Origin of the sequence: Listeria cornellensis FSL F6-0969 (assembly GCF_000525855.1) — a bacterium.
Lineage (GTDB): Bacteria > Bacillota > Bacilli > Lactobacillales > Listeriaceae > Listeria_A > Listeria_A cornellensis.
Genome location: NZ_AODE01000013.1, coordinates 184,406 through 198,471 on the forward strand (window position 1 = coordinate 184,406; position 14,066 = coordinate 198,471).

Genomic DNA, 14,066 nt, shown 5'->3' on the forward strand with positions numbered 1-14,066 from the left:
TAGTATCTGGTGTTAAAATTCAAAAAAGAAGAGGAGGGAACGCAGGTGAAAAAATATCCTAAAAAAGAGAGGCAAACGAGACTGGTCCAAGCGATTGAAGACAATCCGTTTATCACGGACGAACAATTGGCCGAAAAGTTTCAAGTCAGCGTGCAGACAGTTCGACTAGACCGGGTTGCACTCGCGATTCCAGAACTTCGCGAACGAATTAAACATGTGGCTTCCGAAAACTACGCAGATGCCGTTCGCTCCCTTCCAATCGAAGAAATTATCGGTGAAATCATTGATATTGAATTAAATAAAGGCGCTATTTCGATTTTTGAAGTAGGTCCAGAACATGTTTTTAAGCGAAATAAAATTGCCCGTGGACATCATTTATTCGCCCAAGCTAATTCGCTTGCAACGGCGATTATTCCGAACGATTTGGCCCTAACAACCCAAGCGACCGTTCGATTTATCCATTCCGTTAAAGAAGGCGAACGCGTGATTGCAAAGGCGAAAGTGCGTGATGATCGCGATAGTAAGTCGATCACGATTGTCGATGTCAACAGCTATGTCGGCGATGAAATGGTGTTAAAAGGAAAATTCGAGATGTACCATACAAAAGAAAAAAAGGAGTGACGTGAAATGAGAATCGCGATAGATGCAATGGGCGGCGATAATGCGCCTAAAGAGATTGTGCTTGGTGTTATGAAAGCCGCCGCACAATATAAAGATGTAGAGTTTCTCCTTTTTGGTGATGAAGTGCAAATTAATGAATATTTGGCAGATAAAACGCGCATTCAAATCATACATACGGATGAAAAAATCGAAAGTGACGATGAACCAGTCCGTGCAGTGAAGCGTAAAAAAAGAGCATCGATGGTTTTAGCCGCGCAAGCCGTGAAAGATGGTGAGGCAGATGCCTGTATTTCGGCAGGGAACACAGGGGCTTTGATGGCAACTGGGCTATTCGTGATTGGTCGCATTAAAGGCATCGATCGCCCAGCCCTAGCGCCAACATTGCCAACCGTTACCGGAAAAGGTTTTGTGATGCTTGATTTAGGCGCGAATTCCGAAGCAAAACCCGAACACCTTTTGCAGTTTGGTCTAATGGGTTCGGTTTACGCGGAGAAAGTCCGTAAAATAGAGCGTCCACGCGTGGCTTTGCTTAATATCGGCACCGAGGAAACAAAAGGAAACGATTTGACGAAGCGTGCTTTTGAACTCATGAAAAATCAAGAATCGTACCATTTTGTCGGCAATGTGGAAGCACGTGATATCATGATGGACGTCGCGGATGTGATCGTAACAGACGGTTTCACGGGAAACATGGTGTTGAAATCAATCGAAGGAACAGCGGGTGCCTTCTTCAGCCTGATGAAAATGAGCTTTATGAACGGTTTCAAAAATAAAATCGCTGCATCGTTTTTGAAAAAAGATTTAATGGAACTAAAAGCGAAAATGGATTACAGTGAATACGGTGGCGCTTGCTTATTCGGTGTCCAAGCCCCAGTCATCAAAGCACATGGCTCATCTAACGCGAAGGCTATTTTCTCAGCGATTCGTCAGGCGCGCGATATGGTCCAAAAACAAGTAGTAGAGACGATTATAACCGAAGTAGCGAGCGGTCATTTAAAAGCAGAGCAAGATAAAGCAAATCAAGGAGGCACGAAAGATGAGTAAAATAGCATTCGTATTCCCAGGTCAAGGCTCACAAAAGGTAGGCATGGGACAAGATGTTGCAGCAGAATATAAAGAAGCACAGGCGGTTTATACAGCCGCTGACGCTAAATTAGGCTATTCCATTACGGACGTTATTCAGAACGGTCCAATGGAACTTTTAACAAAATCAGAAAATGCTCAACCAGCGCTTGTTTCGACGAGTGTAGCGATTTTAAAAGCACTGGAAACGTATGATATTAAAGCGGATTTCGTTGCAGGACATAGCTTAGGCGAATACAGTGCACTTGTAGCAGGCGGTTTTTTATCTGCAGAAGATGCGATTTATTTAGTACACCGTCGCGGTAAATTGATGGAAGCAGCGGTACCGAACGGTCAAGGCGCGATGGCAGCTATTTTAGGCTTAGATCGCGAAACACTTGGCGCCATCACGGATTCCGTAACAACAGAAGGTGACGATGTGCAGCTAGCGAACCTCAATTGCCCAGGCCAAATCGTTATTTCAGGAACCGTAGCAGGCGTTGAAAAAGCAGGTGAACAAGCAAAAATAGCCGGTGCAAAACGCGTGTTACCTCTTGCAGTAAGCGGCCCGTTCCACTCGAAATTAATGGTTCCAGCAGCCGAACAATTCCAAGGAGAGTTAGAAAAAATAACTTTCCAAGATGGCACAATTCCAGTCGTGAATAACATCGACGCAAAAGCAACCACAGATAAAAATGCCATCCCAGAAAAATTAGTACAACAAATCTATTCTCCGGTTTTGTGGGAAGATATCGTTACAAATCTCGTAGCACAAGGCGTGGATACATTTGTTGAAATCGGTTCTGGCAAAGTACTTTCTGGCCTAATCAAGAAAATTAATCGCGATGTAACGATTCTTGCAGCAGGTGACGCAGCCTCTGTCAAAGAAGTAGCAGAACAATTGAAGGAGGCAGCAAAAAAATGACTTTAACAGGAAAAGTAGCCCTAGTAACAGGTGGCTCGCGCGGCATTGGTCGCGAAATTGTCATGACCCTAGCCAAGCAAGGCGCAACGGTATTTTTTAACTACAATGGCTCTCAAGAAGCCGCAGAAGCAATCGTGCATGAGATTGTAGCAGCAGGTGGAGAAGCCGCAGCGATGAAAGCGAACGTGGCTGTTGAGGAAGACGTACAAGCCTTATTTAAAGAAGCAGTCGACAAATACGGTCGAATTGATATTTTAGTCAATAACGCAGGAATTACGCGCGATAACCTATTGATGCGCATGAAAGTAGACGAATGGGATGCCGTTATCGATACAAATCTAAAAGGCGTTTTCCTATGCACAAAAGCCGTTTCTCGCACGATGATGAAACAGCGCTACGGTAAAATTATTAATATCACATCTGTCGTTGGTTTGATTGGAAACGCAGGTCAAGCAAACTACGTGGCAAGTAAAGCCGGTGTTATTGGCCTTACGAAAACGACCGCGCGCGAACTAGCAACACGTGGTATTAACGTGAACGCAGTCGCTCCAGGTTTCATCGCTACGGAAATGACGGACGAGCTTGATGAAGCAACAAAAGAAGCGATGTTAGCACAAATTCCGCTAGGGAAATATGGTTCGGTAGAAGACGTTGCGAATGCAGTACTTTTCTTGGCGAGTGATGTCTCAAGCTACATGACAGGGCAGACGATTGCAATTGACGGCGGCATGACCATGTGATTTTATTGGCGAAGAGTTACTCTTCGCCAATTTACCGTTTCTTTTTGTAAGAGTTCTATTTTTAATGGGGAAAGGAAGATAGATGAATGACACAAATAAAAGTAAATAGAGAAAAAATGATGAATCACGCTGCGGAACTTGGAGATAGTGTCTCGGGAATGACCCATCATACAAAGAAAAACAACACAATGTCTTACACCCAGTGCAATTCTATGACTAATTGTCAGGAAGCTTTACATGATTTGGTGCACTATGTCGATTTATTTGGAAAAGTGGTGCAGGAAGATGCTATTCGTATCAAACAAATTGGGGAAGCCTATGCCGCCAAGGATCGAGAAGTCGGTCAGAAAATGCAACTGGAGGTGCGCTAAGATGGAACCGAGAAGCGAGCAAATTCATCAGACATTGCAACAATTAAAGCGGAAGACGGAGCAACAAGAAGACCAGTTATACGCTATAAAACAACAACAAATACAGCTAGAATACACAGAAACCGAGCTTCGGCACATCGAACGTGAAAAAGAAAACCTTATTGCCCAAGCTCATGATGTATGGCGCGGAAATCACGGCAGAAGTGTGGCTTATGATGCGGAAGATACAGCGCATGAAAGTTGGAGGAAATTACGCAAACATATCGAAAGCACGCGAGAACAGCTACAACAAGAGCAGAAAACCATTCAATCGAGCTGATCTCAAATAGAGGATGAACGGAAACTGTTACATAAGGAGCTGATTTTATGACGCGCATCGATATTGCCGAAGTCACGCATTTTTCACAACAATTGCGCGCATCTAATCAGGAATTGAAACAGTATGTAAATGCCGTAAAACAAGCTGTTATCGCTTATATCAATGATACATCGATTAGCGGAGACGCTATCGCTAGCTCGAAAGAATACTACGCGGGTGCCTATTTCCCACTATGCGCATCCATCAAGCAAGCGCTTAACCTGAGCGAGCAAAAGATGCAAAAATATATTACTGATTTCCATTCTCAAGTGGATTCTTCCCCAAATTCTAGGCTTGACGTGGATGGTATTCATGACTTAAATCAAAAAATCACAGGTTTTGAAAATCGTCTTGAAACTGTCACCTTACAATTAACGGCTATTAATGGAACTGGACACGCATCCGAACTAAATTATTTAGCCACACAAATTTTTGAAGCGCATAAAAAAAGAAGATATACTGAACAAATTTATGGATTTCGAACAGAGTCACGGGAATTTCTTTTATGAAGTTGGAGAACTAGCGCATTATATTAAACAGGCACTCGATAACATACGGCAAAATCTTAAGTTTGACGGTAAAACTGGTATGTATCATCTTGAAAAATTGAATCCTGCGACATTCAGCCAACTCACCAAAATGTATGCGAGCCAGCAAGAGATCGATGATAAGATAAAAGAAATTGAAGAAATTGGACTAACACCAAAACGTTCCAAAAGGAAATAGTGCTGGTTTCATCACGATTGATGGTAAAATGAGTACGGAAGCGACACTCGATTTTGTGAATCAACAAATGATTTATTGGCAGAGTGAGACAGTATTCCGCGAAGTACTTGGAGTTGGTGCATTTTATCGCGCTGTGTATGGTGTTGATTCGGTGTCTGGGAAGCATATTAGTGACGGACAGCGGTTATTAGATGGTGCACTTGTGTTGACGCAATACGGTGCTCCTGTGCTTGGTTTAGCTAAGTTCGCAGCAAGATTTGCACCAAGTAAAGTTGTAAGTAGTGCTGAACGTCAGATAAATGCTGTCGATAAACTTAAACTCGAAAAATGGAGTTATCCACCCAATGAAGCAAAGTACCTTAAATATAAAGCCGTTTACGATAATCCTAAGTACTACAATCAAACTACAGGTGATATCAATTGGCCTCCAAATAATGGTTTTTCTGGCACCCCTAAAGATACTATTATCAAAGAAGGTAGCTTGCTTGATCGATATGGTGAGCCAAGGGGAGAATTCTTCTCACCAAAAGATGTACCTTATGAAATGAGGGCACTAGCGCTACATAGTGATGAAGCTAATTATTATGTGTACAGAGTTAGGGAGGATTTTCAGGTTAAAGGAGGTACCGCTGCTCCTTGGTTTGATAGACCTGGTGGTGGAACGCAGTATATAAAATACCACAGTAATGGAAAGCCTTACACCATGAATGAACTTGTTAAAGAAGGTTTTATAAAATCTGTATCTATTAGAGAGTAGGTAACATAATGATTATTGAGAAACTAAAAAAAAGATGAACATCTAAGTGTTCAGATAACAAATTCGCTAGGAAACGAGATTATATCAGTTTATGGAAAATATATCAATAATAATTCAGTTGATTTAGACACTGCAATACGATTAAAAAAAATAGATTTAAATTGGACACTTTATGAAGTCCAGCGAGATCAAGAATATTTAATAAGCGAGTTTTCTGATGAAACATTAGCTAAGTTGTCGCTGTATCTCTATGTTTCTAATCATTTCAACCCAGTAGAACCAGATGATGTAGTAATAGAAAAACTTTGGGAATTAGAGTCTGAGTCTGATTTAGAAATAGCAAATAATTATCTAGCTGATGCAATTGGTAGCCAATATTATTCTTTTCTTGAAAAGAAGGTGGATTGCATAAATTTAAAACTTAGAAGAGATAATCATTACGATATATATTACCTCTCCCCCAATGGCGAGATTGCAATGATATCAGAAGACAGGAAATTACCGAATGCATTTATTGTAGTCTACAATTTCGGCTTTGTTCTAAAACAATTTAAAGAGGTCATCTATCCACAATTAATTACCTATAACCTTTCACCAAATCAAGTAGAATTACTAAAGCGGATATATCTTAAAAAATAAGCCCTGCTTTAACCCTTATGAATACAGCAAGGAGAACAATATGATAATAATTGAAAATCTTAATAATGGTCAATACGAGCTAGACGATTTAGAAAACTATCTTAGCACAGGCAATGCCATCATACTTTACAACACGATGCATGAGATTATTGATAAAAAAAATTACTAACCTATCTATAGTTCAAGCACTTATTAACATTTCTGGAAGAAGAGAGCAAACACTGGAAGATAAAATGTTAGGGTTTTATACAGTCGGAGATTTTGCCTTAGCCACTTTAAAAAAATTGGGAATTGATTTGGCTTCCCTCAAAGAATATACGCGTTTAGATTCCTTTGAAAAAGAGCTAATTGATGAGCTTGCAGAGTCTGGGGATTTGTAAACTAGGAGTGACACAATGGCTATTTTCATTATCATGACAAAAGAGTACGAAAATGAGGAAAAAGTCGTATATAAATATGGTCCTGATGAAAAAATTTCAGGCGTTATTGAATATAACAAGGATAGCGGCATGATTAGCCAGCAAGAACCTATTGTTTCAGAATTTTATCCAGATGAATTTTTCTTTAAGCGAGCTGGAAGACGCTTGGCTAGAATGGCTATTAATGATAATTTTATTGAGCGAACTACGATTGAATCCTAATTTATAAGTTTATATCTTATAGTACATCCGCTTATTGAACAATAAACTATTTATGGTTTAGTAGGCTTTATTAGTGGCTCTAAGCATACCGTTTTAATCTTTTTTTTAATTAATAGTTTACGAATACGAAGAAATCCTATATAATACTTGGAGGGAGGTGAAGTAAACAATGGCAGAAGTATTAGAGAAAGTAACTAAGATTATCGTTGACCGTTTAGGCGTCGAGGAATCTAAAGTAACTTTAGAAGCTTCCTTCAAAGACGATCTAGGTGCAGATTCACTAGACGTTGTTGAATTGGTTATGGAACTTGAAGATGAATTTGGTGTAGAAATTTCAGACGATGATGCAGCAAATATTGAAAAAGTTGGGGACGCTGTGAAATACATAGAGGCGAACGCATAATTCCGACTTGTTTTAAACAAATGAACGAGGGTGTCTAGGTAGCACAGACTGTTTTAGACGGGTATTCCGGTTAAAAATTCTGTCGCGCAACTAGACATCCTCTTTTTCCACATTAAAGTTTATTTTCTAAGCAGACTCTTCTCTTAAAGATGTTTAGAAAATAAAGCTTTGGTGTACCGAAATGGAGGCTTTACAGATGAATCTTTGGGAAGAATTACAGGAAAGTGTTGGTTTTACATTCACGGATACGAATCTTCTAAAAACGGCTTTTACACACTCGTCTTACGTGAACGAACATCGCAAGGAAAAAATAGAGGACAATGAGCGCTTGGAATTTCTTGGGGACGCGGTGCTCGAGGTGACCGTTTCGCATTACTTATTCACAAAATTTCCAAACATGGCGGAAGGGCAAATGACGAAAATGCGTGCAGCAATCGTTTGTGAACCTTCTCTCGTAGATTTTGCGGAGATGGTGAACTTTTCACGGTACGTGCGACTTGGACGTGGGGAAGAGCGCGCTGGTGGCAGAACGCGCCCAGCCTTGCTTGCAGATGTATTCGAGTCCTTTATTGGAGCGCTATTCCTCGATCAAGGGCTGGACAAGGTTGTGCGTTTCTTAGAGCGTGTTGTTTTTCCAAAAATCGATGCGGGTTATTTCGAGCAAACCGTCGATTATAAAACGCAACTACAAGAAATTGTGCAAAAAGACCGCGACGTCGTGATCACGTATACGATTCTAGATGAAAAAGGTCCAGCGCATAGCAAGGCGTTTGAAGCAATCGTTGCCATCAACCAAGAACAACGCGGTGCTGGGACTGGAAAAACAAAGAAACAAGCGGAGCAAAATGCCGCGAAAAGCGCTATCCAAGCGTTGCGCCAAAACTAAGCGGTGAAGGAGTCCGGACATGTTATTAAAACGATTAGAAATGAATGGTTTCAAGTCATTTGCTGACAAAATGGTAATTGATTTTGTGCCGGGCACTACAGCGATAGTAGGCCCAAATGGAAGTGGAAAAAGTAATATTACCGAGGCGATTCGCTGGGTACTTGGGGAACAGTCTGCCAAAAGCCTTCGCGGTGGCCGGATGGGTGATGTTATTTTTGCAGGAAGTGATTCGCGAAAACCGATTAATTTTGCGGAAGTGTCGCTTGTTTTTGAGAATGAAGATCGTTTTTTACCGCTCGATTATAGTGAGGTATCGGTGACAAGACGTATTTTCCGGAATGGAGACAGCGATTATTTGATCAACAAGCAGTCGTGTCGATTGAAGGATATCGTGGATTTGTTTATGGATTCTGGTCTTGGACGCGAGTCGTTTTCAATTATTAGTCAAGGGAAAATTGATGAGATTTTAAATAGTAAACCAGAGGAGCGGCGGTCGATTTTTGAAGAAGCGGCGGGCGTTTTGAAATATAAACATCGCAAGAAACAGGCTGAAAACAAGCTATTTGAAACGGAAGAGAACTTGAATCGGGTTCAGGATATTTTATATGAGCTTGAGGGTCAGTTGGAGCCGCTTGAGATGCAGGCGAGCGTTGCGAAGGACTATTTATTTCAACAGGAAGAATTGGAGAAATACGAAGTGACGCTACTCGTGGCTGAAATTGAAGCGTTCACGGAAAAAATCGCGATCCAAAAAGCAGAATTTGCGAAGAACGGTGAGATTTTGACGGCGATGCAAGCCGAAATTAAGCAGGAAGAAGCGCAGATTTTCACGCAGAAGCAGATGCTCGCGGATATGGATGAGCAAATGGACGTGACGCAGGCCGAACTTCTTGTCGTAACAGAACGACTGGAACAATTGGAAGGGCAGCGAAACGTGGCGCTCGAGCGAAAGAAACACAGCAACGAGAACGAACAAGCGATGCATGAGAACCTACAACAGCTTGAAACGAAGATTAAGGCATTTGAAGCGCAAAAACAAGTGCTTTTACAAGATAAGCTAGAAAAAGAAACGGCGCTCGAAGTTTTCCTGAAAGAAAAGAAAGTACTTGAGGCCAAATTGGCGGAGTATAGCAACTTGTCGGAAGAAAAAATCGAGAATATGAAAAGCGATTATATCGAATTACGTCACACACAGACGACGATGAAAAATGATATTGGGTATTTGGAGCGTCAGTTGTCGCAGATGCAAGGCCGTTCGGAGAAATTGGATCATGAGAATCAGCAACATATTACAGAACGGAACGAAATTATTGCGAATGTCGAGAGTTTGACGAAGCATGTGGACGAAATGCGGACCAAGTTAGCGGATCAGATGACGCACTATCAGGCGATTCAGCAGGAGTTGGCAAAACAGGAAGCTGTTTTTACGAAGCAAGAGCGTGACATGTATCGTCAATATGAAACGATTCAACAAGCGAAGTCGCGTCAGGAAACGTTGGCGGAGCTCGCGGATGATTACGCTGGATTTTTTCAAGGTGTTCGTGAAGTTTTGAAGGCGAAGAAGAAGTTGAACGGGATTATGGGTGCGTTTGTGGAATTAGTCGAGATTCCGGAGCATTATCAGAAGGCGCTGGAAATTGCGCTTGGTGCGAACGCGCAGCATATCATTGTGCGCGATGATCAAGCAGCACGTGAAGCGATTAGCTATTTGAAAGAGACGCGGGCTGGACGGGCAACGTTCTTACCGCTGACAACGATTCAACCACGTCAAATCCCGATGGCAACGAAACACAGTTTGGAGCAACAACCAGCATTTGTCGCTTTGGCAAGTGATGTCCTAACATACGACGTCCAAGTGGAAAACGTGATTTTGAACGCGCTGGGCACCACTATTTTGGCAAAGGATTTAAAAGGTGCAAACCTACTCGCAAAATTGGTGAACTTCCGATATCGTGTCGTTACGTTGGAAGGCGATGTCGTGAATGCTGGCGGTTCCATGACTGGTGGAGCAACAGCACAAGGCAAGTCGTCGATTATGACGCGAAAGCATGAACTCGAAAACTTGAGTAAAACGATTGCGCAAAATGACGCTATCTGTGGAGAAAACGGAAAAGCAATTTGCGACATTGAAAGAGGAAGTCAGAGTAAAACGAGAGCAGCTGGAAGAAGCTAGATCTATCGGTGAATCGCTCCGTCTGCAAGAAACAGAATTACTAGGCAAAAAAGAGCGCGCAGAAGAACGTTTAACCGTTGCGAATAAACAGCTCCAAATTTATGATATGGAGAAAGAAGAAGGCACATCGGAGCATCAGCAATTGACCGAACGCAAAGAGAAATTGCAACAAGAATTGACGGTGCTGGCGCTGGAAATCATTGATAAAGACGAACAGATTCAGCGGATGACGAAGCAAAGCAAAGAGCAGGAACATAATCGTGCGAGTGATCAAGAAAGCTATTCAACGCTGAAATCTAGTGTGGCAGTTAGTCGTGAGCAACTTCAAACCGCAGAACAAGCCTTGCTGACGTTAGAAATCGATATGACCGACCACTACAACCAAAAAGAGGCCATCACGTCGAAACTAGCGATGCTTCAATCCAACCTCGAAACGGTGCATACGAGTACAGAAGAGCTAGCAGAAATCATCGATAATGCGCGCATCGAGAAAGAACAGACCGCAACGAAACGCGACCAACTACGCGAAAAACGGGTGGCATTACAAGAGAGCTTGGCAGTACAAGAAGAAGCTTTACAGCAAAAACATAATCAGGCAAGTTTCTACATGGAGCAAAAAACAACGGCAGAGGTCAGTTTGAGTCGTTTAGACGCGGATGTAGACAATCGTTTAGAACGCCTATCGGAAGCCTATGTGCTCACGTTTGAGGCTGCTAAGGCACGCATGGTGGAAGATATGGATATCGATAACGCACGATCAAAAGTCCGCTTATTAAAACGTTCGATTGATGAACTTGGCGTGGTCAACATTGGCGCCATCGATGAATTTGAGCGGATTAAAGAACGTTTTGACTTCCTAAATGGGCAGCAGACGGATTTGCTCGAAGCTAAATCAACGTTATTCCAAGTGATGGACGAGATGGACGAAGAGATGAAGAAGCGATTTGAAGCATCTTTTACAGCCATTCAAACGGAATTTGCGATTGTTTTCCCTGAACTTTTTGGTGGTGGACAGGCGCGACTTATTTTGCAAAATCCGGACGAGGTCTTAACGACTGGTGTAGATATCGAAGCGCAGCCACCAGGCAAGAAACTGCAAAACCTGAGTCTGCTTTCGGGTGGAGAGCGTGCGCTAACTGCGATTGCTTTATTATTTGCGATTATTCGCGTACGGCCGATGCCATTCTGTATTTTGGATGAGGTTGAGGCGGCGCTGGATGAGGCGAACGTGACGCGTTTCAGTCGTTATTTGAAGAAATTTGAAACCAATATTCAGTTTATCGTCATTACTCACCGCAAAGGCACGATGGAGGAAGCGGATGTGTTGTACGGTGTAACGATGCAAGAATCCGGTGTATCGAAGCTTGTTTCGGTACGCTTAGAAGAAACCGCAGAATTAATCAAATAGAGGAGTTGCAAACCCGATGACATTTTTCAAGAAAATAAAAGATAAATTAACGCAACAAACCGATTCGGTAACGGAAAAATTTAAAGACGGCTTATCGAAAACACGTGACAATTTTTCAGGTAAAATGAATGAACTTGTGGCGCGTTATCGCAAGGTCGACGAAGAGTTTTTTGAAGAACTTGAAGAGATTTTGATCCAGGCGGATGTTGGATTTGAAACGGTGATGGAGCTTGTCGAGCAGTTACGCGAAGAAGTGAAGTTGCGCAATATTCAAGATCCGAAAGAGGTTCAGGAAGTCATTGTGGAGAAATTGGTGGCGATTTATCACGGTGAAGAGGAAGAATTGCCAGAGTTAAATATCCAATCAGAGGGCTTGACCGTGATTCTGTTTGTCGGCGTGAATGGTGTTGGTAAAACGACGACCATCGGGAAACTGGCGCATCATTTAAAAGCACAAGGAAAGAGTGTGCTTCTGGCGGCTGGCGATACATTCCGGGCTGGGGCGATTGATCAGCTGGATGTCTGGGGAGAACGGGTCGGCGTGGACGTTATCAAGCAAGCAGAGGGCAGTGATCCGGCGGCCGTGATGTTTGACGCGGTCCAAGCGGCTAAAGCGCGTAACGTCGATATCTTGCTTTGTGACACGGCTGGACGCTTGCAAAACAAAGTAAACTTAATGAACGAACTGGAAAAGGTAAAACGTGTTATCACGCGTGAGGTGCCAAATGCGCCACATGAAGTCTTGCTTGTCTTAGATGCGACAACGGGACAAAATGCGTTTGTGCAAGCAAAACAATTCAAAGAAGCAACGGATGTTAGCGGGATTGTGCTAACGAAATTAGATGGCACGGCAAAAGGCGGTATCGTCATTGCGATTCGTAACGAGTTGCATATCCCAGTGAAATTTGTTGGTTTAGGTGAAAAAATGGATGACCTTCAAGCTTTCGATGCGAATGAATATGTGTATGGACTATTCGCAGACGTGATTGACGGGGCGAAAGAATAAGCGAGAAAAGAACCCATCCATCAGAATCATTTTTCTGGTGAACGGGTTCTTTGCTATTTCTCTATTTTTTTTGTAATGTAGCTCGACAAACTGTCCGAAAGAAGTAGTATCGACTAACTCAAGGCGTTCTAAATAATCGCCCTCTTCGAATAAACGTTTTCCTTTACCGAGCAGGATAGGTGTAATCTGAATCCACCACTCATCGATCATATTGGCTTCCAGAAGTGGTTTTAATAAGTTACCACCGCCCACAATCCAAATCGGTTTTCCATCTTGTTTTTTTAATTCGTTAATAAAAGAAACGGGATTTTCGTGGATCGTATGCGTGTCTTCAAACGTTTTCGTCGTGTCTCTCGTGAAAACATACACCTCTTGGTCTGGATAAAATGGTTCGTCTTTTTGCAACTTTAGAACTTCTTCATATGTGACGCGTCCCATAACAACCACATCGATATTTTGGATGAATTTTTCGTAGGTGGTTCCTTCGCCTGTGTCTGTTTCGAATAGCCAAGTTAAACTATTGTCTTGGTCGGCTAGGTACCCGTCTAGAGTAACGGCGCCGTAAAAAACTACTTTTCTCATGTTTTGCATCGCTCCTTTAGCGTTGATATGTTTTTATTATAGCACGGATGTTTGGGGGTTGGAGGTTGAGAAGTGGTTTTTGTTGTGGCTCTTATGAGGCATCACTCGCCGATTTAGAGCCACAATACGAGTGCGAGCAAAGTGAGCATTCGTTCCTTGTACTCGTCATGGCCTGTGCCTCCGATCTAGCTTTGTTGTGGTTCTTGAAAAGCGTCGTTTGCTTTTTTAGAACCTCAATATGCAGTTGAATGTAATGAAACTGCCTTCCTTTTAGCTAACTCCTCGAAAACTTCACGCCCTCCATAAAGAGCAAATACTATTCTTAGTGTAGCGGAAATCATGCTCTGCGTTCGTTTGGCGGTTGCTTCACGGTCGGGCTAGCTTCAAGAGCCAGCCTCTCGGAAATTTCGTGGCCTCCGCAAAAATCAAAAGAGGATTTTCACTGCGCCCCCTATGTTGTGGTTCTTATGAGGCATTACTCGCCGATTTAGAGCCTCAATACGAGTGCGAACAGAGTGAGCATCCGTTCCTTGTACTCGTCATGACCTGTGCCTCCGATCTAGCTTCAACGGCTAACTCCTCGAAAACTTCACGCCCTTCATAAAGAGCAAATACTATTCTTAGTGTAGCGGAAATCATGCTCTGCGTTCGTTTGGCGGTTGCTTCACGGTCGGGCTAGCTTCAAGAGCCAGCCTCTCGGAAATTTCGTGGCCTCCGCAAAAATCAAAAGAGGATTTTCACTGCGCCCCCTAACAATTTCTGTCGAGG

Annotated in this window: 16 protein-coding genes and 1 pseudogene; 16 read left to right on the forward strand and 1 reads right to left on the reverse strand. The window is 42.6% G+C overall.

What is annotated here, in order from left to right:
* Positions 1-45 precede the first annotated feature (45 nt).
* The 16 genes and pseudogenes from fapR to ftsY all read left to right on the forward strand — a co-directional run bounded on the left by fapR (position 46) and on the right by ftsY (position 12,716).
* Entirely contained in the window at positions 46-621 is a 576-nt protein-coding gene (fapR, locus tag PCORN_RS06100) for a transcription factor FapR (protein WP_036078491.1), read from the forward strand.
* 6 nt (positions 622-627) lie between these two features.
* Positions 628-1,665 (forward strand): phosphate acyltransferase PlsX, encoded by a 1,038-nt coding sequence (gene plsX, locus PCORN_RS06105; protein ID WP_036078493.1) that lies wholly within the window; start codon positions 628-630, stop codon positions 1,663-1,665.
* A complete protein-coding gene (fabD, locus tag PCORN_RS06110; protein ID WP_036078496.1) occupies positions 1,658-2,608 on the forward strand; it encodes an ACP S-malonyltransferase in 951 nt (316 codons plus the stop codon). Before plsX ends, fabD begins: the two co-directional genes overlap by 8 nt.
* Complete coding sequence (gene fabG, locus PCORN_RS06115) at positions 2,605-3,348, forward strand: 3-oxoacyl-[acyl-carrier-protein] reductase (protein ID WP_036078499.1); 744 nt, start codon at positions 2,605-2,607, stop codon at positions 3,346-3,348. Before fabD ends, fabG begins: the two co-directional genes overlap by 4 nt.
* Before the next feature lie 86 nt (positions 3,349-3,434).
* Positions 3,435-3,719, forward strand: a complete 285-nt coding sequence (locus tag PCORN_RS06120) for a DUF3130 family protein (protein WP_036078501.1) — start codon at positions 3,435-3,437, stop codon at positions 3,717-3,719.
* A 1-nt stretch (position 3,720) separates the two neighbouring features.
* A complete protein-coding gene (locus PCORN_RS06125) occupies positions 3,721-4,038 on the forward strand; it encodes a hypothetical protein (RefSeq protein ID WP_036078503.1) in 318 nt (105 codons plus the stop codon).
* 47 nt (positions 4,039-4,085) lie between these two features.
* The gene (locus PCORN_RS06130; protein ID WP_036078505.1) at positions 4,086-4,586 is read left to right on the forward strand and encodes a T7SS effector LXG polymorphic toxin; all 501 of its coding nucleotides are present in this window, start codon (positions 4,086-4,088) and stop codon (positions 4,584-4,586) included.
* Positions 4,549-4,803, forward strand: coding sequence for a hypothetical protein (locus tag PCORN_RS19780; RefSeq protein ID WP_051999286.1), 255 nt, complete (start codon positions 4,549-4,551; stop codon positions 4,801-4,803). The genes PCORN_RS06130 and PCORN_RS19780 overlap by 38 nt, the downstream gene beginning before the upstream one ends.
* A 28-nt stretch (positions 4,804-4,831) precedes the next feature.
* Positions 4,832-5,560, forward strand: a complete 729-nt coding sequence (locus PCORN_RS17190) for a glycohydrolase toxin TNT-related protein (RefSeq protein ID WP_051999287.1) — start codon at positions 4,832-4,834, stop codon at positions 5,558-5,560.
* A gap of 234 nt (positions 5,561-5,794) precedes the next feature.
* A complete protein-coding gene (locus PCORN_RS19785; RefSeq protein WP_036078507.1) occupies positions 5,795-6,199 on the forward strand; it encodes a hypothetical protein in 405 nt (134 codons plus the stop codon).
* A 149-nt stretch (positions 6,200-6,348) separates the two neighbouring features.
* Positions 6,349-6,579, forward strand: coding sequence for a hypothetical protein (locus PCORN_RS18970; protein ID WP_149024272.1), 231 nt, complete (start codon positions 6,349-6,351; stop codon positions 6,577-6,579).
* 15 nt (positions 6,580-6,594) lie between these two features.
* On the forward strand, positions 6,595-6,840 hold the full coding sequence (locus PCORN_RS06145) for a hypothetical protein (RefSeq protein WP_036078509.1): 246 nt from the start codon (positions 6,595-6,597) through the stop codon (positions 6,838-6,840).
* A 169-nt stretch (positions 6,841-7,009) separates the two neighbouring features.
* Entirely contained in the window at positions 7,010-7,243 is a 234-nt protein-coding gene (locus tag PCORN_RS06150; RefSeq protein WP_036060159.1) for an acyl carrier protein, read from the forward strand.
* 196 nt (positions 7,244-7,439) lie between these two features.
* Positions 7,440-8,129, forward strand: coding sequence for a ribonuclease III (rnc, locus tag PCORN_RS06155; protein WP_036078511.1), 690 nt, complete (start codon positions 7,440-7,442; stop codon positions 8,127-8,129).
* A 19-nt stretch (positions 8,130-8,148) separates the two neighbouring features.
* Positions 8,149-11,710 (forward strand): annotated as a pseudogene (smc, locus tag PCORN_RS06160) (chromosome segregation protein SMC).
* A 16-nt stretch (positions 11,711-11,726) separates the two neighbouring features.
* Complete coding sequence (ftsY, locus tag PCORN_RS06165) at positions 11,727-12,716, forward strand: signal recognition particle-docking protein FtsY (protein WP_036078514.1); 990 nt, start codon at positions 11,727-11,729, stop codon at positions 12,714-12,716.
* On the opposite strand, the gene PCORN_RS06170 is transcribed toward ftsY, so the two are convergent.
* Positions 12,681-13,298, reverse strand: a complete 618-nt coding sequence (locus tag PCORN_RS06170) for a dihydrofolate reductase family protein (RefSeq protein WP_065520118.1) — start codon at positions 13,296-13,298, stop codon at positions 12,681-12,683. The two genes, ftsY and PCORN_RS06170, sit on opposite strands and share 36 nt — an antisense overlap.
* Positions 13,299-14,066: the final 768 nt, after the last annotated feature.

Bases quoted from the DNA above. Each gene is read 5' to 3' on its own strand.
- plsX (WP_036078493.1), top strand. From the start codon at position 628: ATGAGAATCGCGATAGATGCAATGGGCGGCGATAATGCGCCTAAAGAG.
- fabD (WP_036078496.1), top strand. From the start codon at position 1,658: ATGAGTAAAATAGCATTCGTATTCCCAGGTCAAGGCTCACAAAAGGTA.
- fabG (WP_036078499.1), top strand. From the start codon at position 2,605: ATGACTTTAACAGGAAAAGTAGCCCTAGTAACAGGTGGCTCGCGCGGC.
- PCORN_RS06120 (WP_036078501.1), top strand. From the start codon at position 3,435: ATGACACAAATAAAAGTAAATAGAGAAAAAATGATGAATCACGCTGCG.
- PCORN_RS06125 (WP_036078503.1), top strand. From the start codon at position 3,721: ATGGAACCGAGAAGCGAGCAAATTCATCAGACATTGCAACAATTAAAG.
- PCORN_RS06130 (WP_036078505.1), top strand. From the start codon at position 4,086: ATGACGCGCATCGATATTGCCGAAGTCACGCATTTTTCACAACAATTG.
- PCORN_RS19780 (WP_051999286.1), top strand. From the start codon at position 4,549: ATGGATTTCGAACAGAGTCACGGGAATTTCTTTTATGAAGTTGGAGAA.
- PCORN_RS17190 (WP_051999287.1), top strand. From the start codon at position 4,832: ATGAGTACGGAAGCGACACTCGATTTTGTGAATCAACAAATGATTTAT.
- PCORN_RS06145 (WP_036078509.1), top strand. From the start codon at position 6,595: ATGGCTATTTTCATTATCATGACAAAAGAGTACGAAAATGAGGAAAAA.
- PCORN_RS06150 (WP_036060159.1), top strand. From the start codon at position 7,010: ATGGCAGAAGTATTAGAGAAAGTAACTAAGATTATCGTTGACCGTTTA.
- rnc (WP_036078511.1), top strand. From the start codon at position 7,440: ATGAATCTTTGGGAAGAATTACAGGAAAGTGTTGGTTTTACATTCACG.
- ftsY (WP_036078514.1), top strand. From the start codon at position 11,727: ATGACATTTTTCAAGAAAATAAAAGATAAATTAACGCAACAAACCGAT.
- PCORN_RS06170 (WP_065520118.1), bottom strand. From the start codon at position 13,298: ATGAGAAAAGTAGTTTTTTACGGCGCCGTTACTCTAGACGGGTACCTA.